At 69.6% G+C, this 11,492-nt stretch carries 10 protein-coding genes and 1 rRNA gene; 3 read left to right on the plus strand and 8 right to left on the minus strand.

The genetic code is table 11. The annotated features are described in order from the left end of the window. Positions 1-50: 50 nt before the first annotated feature. Together CLV71_RS46555 and CLV71_RS46560 are read left to right on the plus strand one after the other, a co-directional pair. Positions 51-779: a DUF4191 domain-containing protein gene (locus CLV71_RS46555; protein WP_133909399.1), complete on the plus strand. Its 729-nt coding sequence runs from the start codon at positions 51-53 to the stop codon at positions 777-779. A gap of 64 nt (positions 780-843) precedes the next feature. Then, positions 844-1,437, plus strand: a complete 594-nt coding sequence (locus CLV71_RS46560) for a Uma2 family endonuclease (RefSeq protein ID WP_133909400.1) — start codon at positions 844-846, stop codon at positions 1,435-1,437. Here CLV71_RS46560 and CLV71_RS46565 read toward each other — a convergent pair. Next, complete coding sequence (locus CLV71_RS46565; protein WP_133909401.1) at positions 1,415-3,439, minus strand: sensor histidine kinase; 2,025 nt, start codon at positions 3,437-3,439, stop codon at positions 1,415-1,417. The genes CLV71_RS46560 and CLV71_RS46565 overlap by 23 nt on opposite strands. Positions 3,440-3,517: 78 nt before the next feature. Further along, positions 3,518-3,994, minus strand: a complete 477-nt coding sequence (locus CLV71_RS46570) for an RDD family protein (protein WP_133909402.1) — start codon at positions 3,992-3,994, stop codon at positions 3,518-3,520. A 175-nt stretch (positions 3,995-4,169) separates the two neighbouring features. Between CLV71_RS46570 and glnA the strand changes: the two genes are divergently transcribed. Beyond that, positions 4,170-5,594, plus strand: a complete 1,425-nt coding sequence (gene glnA, locus CLV71_RS46575) for a type I glutamate--ammonia ligase (protein ID WP_133909403.1) — start codon at positions 4,170-4,172, stop codon at positions 5,592-5,594. Between the two features lie 27 nt (positions 5,595-5,621). Here glnA and CLV71_RS46580 read toward each other — a convergent pair whose 3' ends face one another. The 6 genes from CLV71_RS46580 to rrf form a co-directional block, all read right to left on the minus strand. After that, positions 5,622-6,284: a class II aldolase/adducin family protein gene (locus tag CLV71_RS46580; RefSeq protein ID WP_133909404.1), complete on the minus strand. Its 663-nt coding sequence runs from the start codon at positions 6,282-6,284 to the stop codon at positions 5,622-5,624. 3 nt (positions 6,285-6,287) lie between these two features. Next, entirely contained in the window at positions 6,288-6,704 is a 417-nt protein-coding gene (locus tag CLV71_RS46585; RefSeq protein WP_133909405.1) for an acyl-CoA thioesterase, read from the minus strand. A gap of 12 nt (positions 6,705-6,716) precedes the next feature. Next, on the minus strand, positions 6,717-9,671 hold the full coding sequence (locus tag CLV71_RS46590; protein ID WP_133909406.1) for a bifunctional [glutamine synthetase] adenylyltransferase/[glutamine synthetase]-adenylyl-L-tyrosine phosphorylase: 2,955 nt from the start codon (positions 9,669-9,671) through the stop codon (positions 6,717-6,719). Between the two features lie 3 nt (positions 9,672-9,674). After that, positions 9,675-10,421 carry a type 1 glutamine amidotransferase gene (locus CLV71_RS46595; RefSeq protein WP_133909407.1) on the minus strand — a complete coding sequence of 249 codons (747 nt, stop codon included), beginning with the start codon at positions 10,419-10,421 and terminating at the stop codon, positions 9,675-9,677. Continuing rightward, positions 10,418-11,179, minus strand: coding sequence for a GNAT family N-acetyltransferase (locus CLV71_RS46600; RefSeq protein WP_166664544.1), 762 nt, complete (start codon positions 11,177-11,179; stop codon positions 10,418-10,420). The genes CLV71_RS46595 and CLV71_RS46600 overlap by 4 nt, the downstream gene beginning before the upstream one ends. A 226-nt stretch (positions 11,180-11,405) precedes the next feature. Then, a 5S ribosomal RNA gene (gene rrf, locus CLV71_RS46605) occupies positions 11,406-11,492 on the minus strand; the annotation flags it as partial.

Genomic DNA, 11,492 nt, shown 5'->3' on the forward strand with positions numbered 1-11,492 from the left:
GCACGCGGAGCGGCGAGTCGGGGTCCAGACGCGCCCCGTATCCTGTAGTTATGGCTCAGAAGGTGGACAAAGCGGCGGCCGCCGAGGCGAAGAAGGCTCGGAAGGAAGCGTCCAAGGCCAAGCGAAAGCAGATCTTCCAGGCGTTCAACATGCAACGCAAGGAGGACAAGGCCCTCATCCCGATCATGCTGGGCGCCTTCCTCGTCGTGGCTGGCGTGCTGTTCGGACTGGGCTTCATCTGGGGTCTCCAGTGGTTCCTGCTGCCGGTCGGCATCGCGTTCGGCCTGCTCGCGGCCGTGATCCTGTTCGGGCGGCGGGTGCAGAAGAACGTCTACACGAAGGCCGACGGACAGCCGGGCGCGGCGGCGTGGGCGCTGGAGAACATGCGTGGCCGCTGGCGGGTGACGCCCACGGTCGCGGGCACCACGCAGCTGGACGCCGTGCACCGGGTACTGGGCCGCCCGGGTGTCGTGCTGGTCGCGGAGGGCGCGCCGCACCGCGTGAAGGCGCTACTCGCGCAGGAGAAGAAGCGCGTGTCCCGGGTCATCGGCGACACCCCGATCTACGACTTCATCGTGGGCAACGAGGAGAACCAGGTCCCGCTGCGCAGGCTCCAGCAGTCGATCATGAAGCTGCCGAACAACCTGAAGCCGGCCCAGATCGACACGATCGAGAAGCGCCTGTCGGCCCTCGCGGCCCGCGGCGCCCAGCTGCCGAAGGGCCCGATGCCCGCAGGCGCGAAGATGCGCAACGTCCAGCGCACGATTCGCCGTCGCTGACCAGCTGGGACAGAATTGTCGGTGCCCCGTGAGAACGTGGTGAGCGACCAGGAAGGAGAACGCCATGACCGCACAGCCGTTGGACGACTTAGAGGCGGACTCCGTCCACCTGCTGACCATTGGGGAGTACGCCGCACTCGGCGAGACCGAGCACGGCTACGCCGAACTCGTTGAGGGCCGTCTGTTGATGTCACCAAGTCCTGCGTACCGGCACAGCCGCGCCATGGTGCGACTGTGCACGCAGCTGATCGAGCAGACTCCGCAGGACCTGGAAGTGGTGTTGGAGCTCGACGTCGATCTCGAGCTGGCCTCGCCCGACGAACCCGGATCCAGCCGTCGCCCCGACCTCATGGTCGTACGGCGAGAACTCGGCGACCGGCTCGCGGCCGAGGGGGGCCTGGTCGCGGCATCCGAGGTGTTGCTCGCGGTGGAGATCGTCTCGCCGAGTTCGAAGCGCATGGATCATGTGCACAAGCGGATGGACTACGCCGACGCGGGTATCCCGACCTACTGGATCGTCGACATCGACGAGCCGATCTCGCTCACAGCGTGTCAGTTGACCGAGGAGTTCGGGTACGTGGACGACCAGACCGCGACCGGGACCTTCACGACCAAGACGCCGTTCCCCGTCGAGGTCAGCCTCGACCGGCTGGTCTGAGCAGCGGGAGCACCGCCTGCACGGCCGTGCCGGTGGTGTCGCTGCGGTAGGAGAACGTGCCCTCGATCTCGCGGGCTCGCTGGGCCATGAACCGCATGCCCATGCCGTGGTTGCCGGCGTCCGCGGGCACGCCGACGCCGTCGTCCGACACCGACACCAGCAGGCAGCCGTCGTCGACGTTGACCGTGATCTCCGCGTGGGTGGCCCTGGCGTGCCTGACCACGTTGGTCAGGGCCTCTGCGACGATCCGGTACGCCGCGACCTCGACCCGTTTGGACAGCATCACCAGGTTCGACGGCAGTACCGTCTCCACCCGCAGCGACGGGCCGGACAGGAACACCGCCAGCTCCTTCAGCGCCCCCGACAGACCGAGCGCGTCCAGCTCCGGTGGCCGCAGGCCGTGGACCACGCGTCGCAGGGTGCGCAGCGCCTCGTCGAGGCCCTTGACCGCCCGGTCCAGCAACGCGACGCCTGCGAAGTCCGGGGGCAGCGCGCCGCGAACCGACTCGAGCTGCAGCCGGGTGCCCGCCAGGGTCGGGCCCACGTTGTCGTGCAGCTCCCGCGACAGGCGCGACCGCTCCTCCTCGCGGGCCGTCACCACCTGCTCGCGTGAGCGCAGCAGTTCCTCGTCCAGCCGCAGGGCCGCGAGCACCGGCGCCACCTGGTCAGCCAGGGACGCAAGCGCTTGCGCCATGGTGTCGTCGAGGTAGCAGTGGCCGTCCGGCGGCAGCACGGTCAGCTGCCCGACCACCACACCCCGGTGCCGCAGCTCGAACGTGGACGGGTCCGCGCCACCTGACCGGTCCATCGACCCGACCTGCGCCAGTCGCCTCGGCTCTGACTCCGTCGACAGGTCGACCCTGGCCATCCGCAGCCGCAGCGAACGGACCACCTGCTCGCACACCGCGGCAGGCACTTCCGTCGCGTCCAGCTGGTTGCGCATCCGGTTGCCGAGGCCGACCGCCAGCTCCACGACGTCCACCCGGCGACCCCACACCGTGGCCCGCACCCGCCGGACCATCATCAACGTCAGCGGGAACAGCAGCGCCCCGGCCAGCCCTGCCGCCAGCACCGAACCCGGCTCCAGCGACGGCAGCAGGGCGACGAGCACCGCGTGCCCACCGAGGTAGCAGGCGAGCACCGTGCCCGTCACCGCGACACCGACGATCGCGCGCCGCACCGCCGAGTCCAGGTCGTACAGGCGATCCCGGGTCACCGCGACCGCGATCGCCAGCGGCACCAACACGAACGCCAGCACCTCGAGCCCCCGGTCGAGCACCGGCGGCAGCCCACCGGAGATGCTGTCACGCACCGCCGCCTGCACCGTGCCGAACGCGACAGCCAGCAACAGCAGGGAGATCCGCCGCCTGCGCGCACCGGTCGCACGCAGCCAGCGCGCGACCAGCCCGGCGAACGCCAGCGCCGTCGCCACCAGCAGCATGTACTCGCCGACGGTCAGCAGCGGCGCGGCCAGCGACGGCCGGGCGAGCGGGTTGGACACCGTGTAGCGGCCGACGAAGTCCGCGTCCTCGAACGCCAACCCCACGCAGTAGACGGCTATACCAGCGGCCGTGAACCCCACCGCCCACCACCAGCGCCGGTTCGGCAGGCGACCGTCCGGATAGATCATCGGCAGGAACGTGGAGATCGCCCAGATCGGCGGCGCCCACAGCCACGACTGCGTCCACATCAGCGCGCCGACCCCCGGCGCGGACGGCGAGGAGAATGATCCGGTCAGGACCGTCAGTAACAGCGCGAGTCCGTCCCACGCGGCGATCACCAACATCATCCAGCCGAGCACGTTGCCCGGCCTGTGCCAGATCACCAGGACGCCCATCGCGGAGAAGAACACGGCCACCGCGATGTCCAACGGAACCGGGTTGTACGCCGAGTAGTGCCAGGCGTCAGCCCTCTGGGTGAGGACGGTCGACGCGACCGCCGCGCCGAGGCCGAGCGCGGCCAGGGCAAGCGCTATTCCGTGCCCATGTTGGCGGCCAGGCATGTCCGGCTCCTCGGGCAGCGTGGATCTGGGCCGTTCGAAGGCACATCGTAAACAGGATGCTTACGCGCAGTCAGCGACCTAACGGGTACGTACGACACCCGTTCCGGTGACCCTTTCGTGCAGGCCACGGCCATCGGCGTCGGAGAACGCGGCAGGCAGGATCAGTCCGACCAACAACGTCCGAGGAATCGCACGCAGCACGTTGACCATCGGCTTGCCGTCGAGCCGAACGACCCGCATACCCAGCAGCAGCTTGCCGACGGTGAACCCGAACAGCCCCACCATCACCACGGTGATCACGAACCACACCAGCAACGCGACGTAGTTGAAGTTCCGCATCTGCTCGGGCGCCTGGACGTCGATCCGCACGAACACGCTGGTCACCAGCGACGCCACCACCAGGTCGATGAGCAGCGCGCCGAACCTGGCGCCCCGGCCGGCGAGCGAGCCCGGCCCCCGTTCGGGCAGGCCGAGCCGCTGACCCGGCCACTCCTGGGCCGCGTCCCCAGACCCGCCGACCCCGCCGGACAGCCACGAACCCGTCGTCCTACTCACCTGTCCAGGGTAGAACCCTGTGCTCATACGCCATTCAGCTGGCATGCTCAACAGCGGCTCGCGCATTCTCGGCGTCGTTAACATCGCCGAAACATTAAGGTGATGGTCGGGCAACACCCCACTCATAGCTTGACCGCGAGCGCCCCGGCGAAGCAGAGGTAAGGAGCCTACGAGCGTGTTCAAAAATTCCGACGAGGTCTTGAAGTACATCTCGGACGAGGAGATCAAGTTCATCGACGTCCGGTTCTGCGACCTGCCGGGCATCATGCAGCACTTCACGGTACCGGTGCAGTCCTTCGGTGCGGACACGATCGATGAGGGTCTCGCGTTCGACGGCTCGTCGGTGCGTGGTTTCCAGGAGATCCACGAGTCGGACATGCTCCTGCTGCCTGACCTGGCGACCGCACGTGTCGACCCCTTCCGGGTCGAGAACACGCTCATCCTCAACTTCTTCGTCCACGACCCGCTGACCCGCGAGGCCTACAGCCGCGACCCGCGCAACATCGCCCGCAAGGCCGAGCAGTACCTGTCCGAGTCCGGCATCGCCGACACCGCGTACTTCGGCGCCGAGGCCGAGTTCTACGTGTTCGACTCGGTCCGGTTCGACAGCGCGGAGAACGGGTCCTTCCACGAGATCGACTCGATCGAGGGCTGGTGGAACTCCGGCGCCGACGAGGAGGGCGGCAACCGCGGCTACAAGACGCGGTACAAGAGCGGCTACTTCCCGGTCGCGCCGACCGACCACTACGGTGACCTGCGCGACGAGATCACCCTGAACCTGATCGGGTCGGGCTTCACCGTCGAGCGCGCACACCACGAGGTGGGCACCGCGGGCCAGGCCGAGATCAACTACAAGTTCAACTCGCTCCTGCACGCGGCCGACGACCTGCAGCTGTTCAAGTACATCGTCAAGAACACCTCGTGGGAGAACGGCAAGACCGCGACCTTCATGCCGAAGCCGCTCTTCGGTGACAACGGCTCCGGCATGCACTGCCACCAGTCGCTGTGGAAGAACGGCGAGCCGCTGTTCTACGACCAGTCCGGCTACGCGGGCCTGTCCGACACGGCACGCCACTACATCGGCGGCCTGCTGCACCACGCCCCGAGCCTGCTGGCGTTCACCAACCCGACCGTCAACTCCTACCACCGGCTCGTGCCGGGCTTCGAGGCGCCGGTCAACCTGGTGTACTCCCAGCGCAACCGGTCCGCCTGCGTGCGAATCCCGATCACCGGCGCCAACCCCAAGGCCAAGCGCATCGAGTTCCGCTGCCCCGACTCCTCCGGCAACCCCTACCTCGCGTTCTCCGCGATGGTGATGGCCGGCCTCGACGGCATCAAGAACAAGATCGAGCCGCCGACGCCCATCGACAAGGACCTCTACGAGCTGCCGCCCGAGGAGGCCAAGGACGTCGCGACCGTGCCCGCGTCACTGGACGCGGTGCTGAACAGCCTCGAAGCGGACCACGAGTTCCTGCTCGAAGGCGGCGTCTTCACGCCGGACGTGATCGACACCTGGATCACCTTCAAGCGCGAGAACGAGATCGACCCGCTGCGCCTGCGCCCCCACCCCTACGAGTTCGCCCTCTACTACGACGTGTAAGTCCCCCGCAGACAACGGCCCCGTCAGTCAGCGACTGGCGGGGCCGTCTCCATGAGGCTGGGGCCTGCCGTACCGCAGCGCCGCCATCACGTCCCGCACCGCCCGCTGCTGACCGTCCCCCAACACCTTCGGCGTACCCAGAACGGACGCCTTCTCATACAGCGTGCACGCCCACTCCACGACGAACGTCCGCTCCATCGCCTCCGCGAGCGTCGCACCCCGCGTAACCGCCCCGTGGTTCGCCAACAGCACGGCCTGCCTGTCCGCCATGGCAGCCACCACCGCGGCCGCCAGCTCGGGAGTCCCGAACGGGATGAACGGCACCACCGGCACCGCCCCACCCACCTCCAGCAGCTGGTAGTGGATCACCGGCAACTCGTCGAACACGCACGCGAACGCCGTCGACGCCGGGGCGTGGGTGTGGACGATCGCGCCGTCACCGAACCGGCGGTGAACACCGAGATGCAGCTCCGCCTCGGACGTCGGGCGCAAACCACCCGCCACGACCTCGCCCGCCAGGTCCACGACGGTCACGTCCGCGACAGTCGCGTCCGCGAGCGTCACACCGGTCGCCGTCAACGCCACCAGATCGCCGCGCCGGACACTGATGTTGCCCGCGGTGCCGACCACCAAACCCTCGCGAGCGAGCCGGTGACACGCCGTCGCGATGGCGGCACGGATTCCCTCCACCGCTCAGCCGTTCATCTTCGCGAGGTCGAAACCACCCGACTCCAACACGGCCCTCGGGTCGGCATGCAGCCGCCGCGCCTCCAGATCCATCATCCCCAGCACGCAGTACACCTCCGCGGACAGCGTCCCGTCCATCTTGGTGAGCATCTGCTCGAGCGTGAACGTCTTGCCGTCGCCGAACTTCGCCGCACACGACACGTCGACCTCGTCACCGGCCCGCAGCTCCCGGCGGAAGTTCACCGTCGTGGTCAGCAGCACCGGGGCCGTCCGCCGCTGCGTGAGCAGGTCCAGGTCACAACCGGCCGCCACGAACGCCTTGGTACGCGCCACCTCCGCGTACAGGTGGTACACCGCGTGGTTCACATGCCCCAGCGCGTCGAGCTCGTACCCGCGCACCTCGATCCTCGTACTGAACGCCACTGTCGATCCCCCTCAGTCCTCGTAGAAAAGCCGCTCCACCACAGTCCTCGCACGACGCAACGTGCGCCGGTACGAGTCGACGAACTCCCCGGGATCGCCCTCCACGTCCTGGATGACCGCCGCGACCGCCGCCAGCTCCCGCCCCGACGACGGCGGCTGGTCGGTCGCCTTGCCCCGCACCAGCGTCGCCGCGTTGCGGACCCGCGTGGCCAGCAACCACGACTCCCGCAACGCCGCCGCGGCATCCGCGTCGACCAGACCCGCCTCGGTGGCCACCGCCAGACCACGCACCGTGGACGTCGTGCGCAGCGCCGGGTACTCGTGCGCGTACCGCAGTTGCAGCAGCTGCAGCGTCCACTCGATGTCGGCGAGACCACCCCGACCGAGCTTCGTGTGGGTGGCGGGATCGGCGCCACGCGGCAACCGCTCGTTGTCCACCCGCGCCTTGATGCGCCGCACCTCACGGATCTCGGCCGCACTCAACCCGTTCGCCGGATACCGGATGGGGTCGATCATCTCGACGAACCGCGCACCCAGCTCCTCGTCACCCGCGATCGGACAGGCCCGCAGCAACGCCTGCGCCTCCCACACCTGCGACCACTGCCCGTAGTAGGCGCGGTAGGAGCCGAGCGTCCGCACGATCGCGCCCTGCCGCCCCTCCGGTCGCAGGTCCACGTCCACGTGCAGCGGCGGGTCCTGGCTCGGCGACGACAACAGCCGCCGCACCGTCTGCGCGACGTGCGACGCGTACTTCACCGCCTGCTCCTCGGACGCGCCGTCGGTCGGCTCGCACACGAACAGCACGTCCGCGTCCGAGCCGTAGCCGAGCTCGGCACCCCCGAGCCGACCAAGCCCGATGACCGCGATCGTCGCGTACCGCGTTCCGGCGGCGACTGCCTCGGCACGGTCGACGGCCGCGAGCGTCGCCTGCAGCACCGCCGACCACACCGTCGACAACGCGCGGCACACCGCGGGCGTGTCCATGAACCCCAACAGGTCCGCGGCCGCGATCCGCAGCAGCTCGTGCCGACGGAACGACCGCGCCGCGGTGACCGCGTTGGGCAGGTAGCCGTGCCGGTTCACCGCCTGCCGCAGCGACCGCGCCGCCTCGTCCGGGTCCCGGCCCGCCAGCTTGTCCTGGTCCCCGAGCAGCTGCAACACCTCGGGCGCGCGGACCATCAGCTCCGGCACCAGCTTCGACGTACCCAGCAGCCGGGCGAGCCGCTCCACGACGGCGGGCTCGTCCCGCAGCACCCGCAGGTACCACGGCGTGGTGGCGAGTGCCTCCGACACCTTCCGGTACGCGAGCAGACCACCGTCCGGGTCGGGGGTGTTGGCGAACATGTCCAGCAGCGCGGGCAGTAACGCGCTCTGGATCGCCGCGCGCCGCGACACCCCGGCCGTGAGCGCCTCGATGTGCCGCAGGACCCCGTCGGGCGCCGCATAGCCGAGCGCGGCCAGCCGCGCCTCGGCCTGCTTCGCGGTCAGCCGCAACGCCTCCGTCGACACCCGCGCGACGGCCTCGAGCAGCGGCCGGTAGAACAGCTTCTCGTGCAGCCTGCGGATACGCCGCAGGTGCCTGCGGAAGTCCTCGATCAGAACCTGCGACTCCGGCTTGCCACGCGCGGGCTTGATACCGGCGGCACGGGCGAGCCAACGCAGGTCGTCGGCCTCCTCGTCGGCCGGGAAGAGATGGGTTCGGCGCAACCGCTGAAGCTGCAGCCGGTGCTCGAGCATCCGCAGGAACCGGTAGCTCTCCCCCATCTCGGCGGCGTCGGTGCGGCCGACGTAACCCCGGTCGCCGAGCATGGCGAGCGCGTCCACGGTCGACCCGAGCCGCAGCGCCTCGTCGTTGCGGCCGTGCACGAGCTGCAACAGCTGCACGGCGAACTCGACGTCCCGCAGACCGCCCCGACCGAGCTTCAGCTCCCGGTCGAGCAGGTCGGCAGGCACGTGGCTCTCGACACGGCGGCGCATGGCACGCACGTCGTCGACGAAGTTGTCCCGGTCGGCCGCCGTCCACACCATCGGACGCACGGCGTCGAGGTAACTCTGGCCAAGCGTCGCGTCACCGGCGATGGGACGCGCCTTGAGCAACGCCTGGAACTCCCAGGTGCGGGCCCAGCGCCTGTAGTAGCTGACGTGGCTGTCGAGGTTGCGGACCAGCGGCCCGGCCTTGCCCTCCGGCCGCAGCGCCGCGTCGACCTCGAAACACGCGTTGGTCGCGACCCGCATCGTCGTGCTGGCGAGCCGGGTCGCGACGTCGAGGTCGCCGTCGGCGACGAACAGGACATCGACGTCCGAGACGTAGTTCAGCTCGCGCCCGCCGGTCTTGCCCATCGCGATGACCGCCAGCTGACACCTCTCGCCTGCCGCCCCCACCTCGGCCTGGGCGACGGCCAGCGCGGCACGGACAGCCGCCTCGGCAAGGTAGGTGAGACGAGCCGTCGCCTGCGCGTACTCGAGCGCCGGCAGATCCGGCTCGACGATGTGCGCCAGGTCGGCCGCGGCGATCTCCAGCAACAGCCCCCGGTAGGCGGCACGCAGGTCGCGGACCGGCTGGTCACTGTCCTGGACGGCGGCGAGCAGCCGGTCCGGGTAGTCGACGGGCTCGGTCTGCCGGTCGGTCAGCAGCCTGCGCCACTCCCCACCACGGGCGACGACGAAGTCGCCGAGCGCGCTGGACGCCCCGAGCACCGACAGCAGCCGCGCCCGCAGCCCCCGATCGGTGGCCAGCGCCTGGTTGAGCCCCGACCAGTTGGCGTCGTCGGTGGTGCGCATGCGGTCGACGGCACGCAACGCAAGGTCCGGGTCGGGCGCGCGGGACAACGCGACGAGCGTCGGCTCGAACTCGGACACCGGCGCGTCGGCACCCCACCAGCCGGCGGCCTGCAGGAACTCGCGGGCCCGGTCGTCAGTGAGCCCGTAACGGGCGATGGAGACGTGGGAGCGGACGGGGTCAGGCATGGCTCAGTGCTGGATCAGCGGGAGCGGGGTGGTGGCCGGCGCGAGCTCACCGGCGGCGACCTTCACGAACAGCGCGGCGAACGGGCGCCACGTCTCCTCCAGGTCGGCGTGCGCCTGCACGAGCCGGTCGTGGTCGAGGTCGCCTGGCCGCGCGAACTCGGCCGTGTCAGGTGCCTGCGCCGCCCAGCTCTCCACCAGTTCGGTCGTGGTCTCGATGTGGAACTGCAGCCCGTACGCACAGCGCCCCACCCGGAACGCCTGGTGCGGGTACAGCGTCGAGGACGCGAGCAGCGCGGCGTTGCCAGGCAGCCGCTCGACGATGTCGGAGTGGAACTGCATCACGTCCGGCATGAACGGCATGTCCGCGAACAGCGGGTCCTGCCAGCCGACGTCCCGCTTCGCGACGAGCAGCGGCCCCACCTCGGGCCCGTCCGGTCCCTTGGTGACCTGCCCGCCGGTGGCGACCGCCAGCAGCTGCGCGCCGAGACAGATCGCCAGCGTCGGCAGCTGCCGGGTGGTCGCCGCGGAGAGCAGGCGCCGCACGTCGGCGAGCCACGGGAACTCGACGTCGTCGTAGGCGCCCATGTGCCCGCCGAGGCACACCAACCCGGCGTACCCGTCGAAGTCGGCGGGCAGGTCGGCAGGCCGGCGCAGGTCGAGCTCGGCGCCCGCGGCCGTGAGCCAGTCACCGAGCGGCCCGAGTGGATCTTGCTCGTCGAGCTCGATGACGAGCAGGCGTGGGGGTGTCACGTGTTCGAGGGTAGTCGGATGAACTCCAGCTCCGTCGAGTCGTACACCGGTCGGTAGCCGATCTTCTGGTAGATGGAGTTCGTGGTGGGGTTGGCCACATCCGCGAACAGGACGACGTCGTCCGCACCGGCAGTCCGAGCCCACAGGGAAGCGGCGGCCGAAGCGGCAGACCCGTAGCCGCGGCCCCGGTACTCGCGTGGTGTGTAGACGGGCCCGACCCGGGACATGCCGTCGATGGGGGCACTGGCCACCGCCCACGAGACGGGTTCGCCACGGTCCTCCCAGATGACGACGCCGTAGCCGATCTCCAGCATGCGCCGCACAGCCGCCCGGCCCTCTTCGGGAGCGCGGTCCTGCCCGAGCGCCTCCAGCTCGAAGGCCGCTCGCCACCCGACCAGCAGCTCGATGTCGTCCCCGGTGGCCTGCCGGGCAGAACCACTGGTCGTCGGCGGCAGAAGCTCACCGAGCCGGAAGAGCCTGCTGGCCATGACTTCGCGCACACTCCCGCCGGTGGCACGCACCCAGGCCGCGGCAAGCGCCTCAGCGTTCTCCCGAGGCGCGGTGACCGCGGGAAGTTCGGGATCAAACGAGAGCCACTGTGCGACGAACGAGTCGAGCAGGTCGGGATCGGCGGGCAGCCCACTGCCGATCATCGGCCACGGAGGTGTGCGAAGCGCGACGCCAACGAGCCGGCCGCCGTCGTGGATCGTGACCATGATCGGTGGGTCAGGCCGCTCGACCGGCAGGAACCGGGTCATGACAGTGAGCGCGACAGTGTGCCGAAGGGTGTCGACGCGATAGAACGGCGAGACGAGAGCCGTGAACTCGCGAGGATCCAGATGTCGTTGCACGTCCATGCACCAGATTTGACGCGCCCCATGAGCCAGCGGTCCACCGAATTACGTGGACCGTCGAGCCAGCTTTTCAAAAGACCCCAACATGCCAAAACGGGCCCCGCTGCTGCGGGGCCCGTTTGGAAGTAAAGTCCGGCGGTGTCCTACTCTCCCACACCCTAGCGAGTGCAGTACCATCGGCGCTGGAGGGCTTAGCTTCCGGGTTCGGAATGGGACC

The organism is Actinophytocola oryzae, from assembly GCF_004364325.1.
In the GTDB taxonomy this organism is placed as follows: Bacteria; Actinomycetota; Actinomycetes; order Mycobacteriales; family Pseudonocardiaceae; genus Actinophytocola; species Actinophytocola oryzae.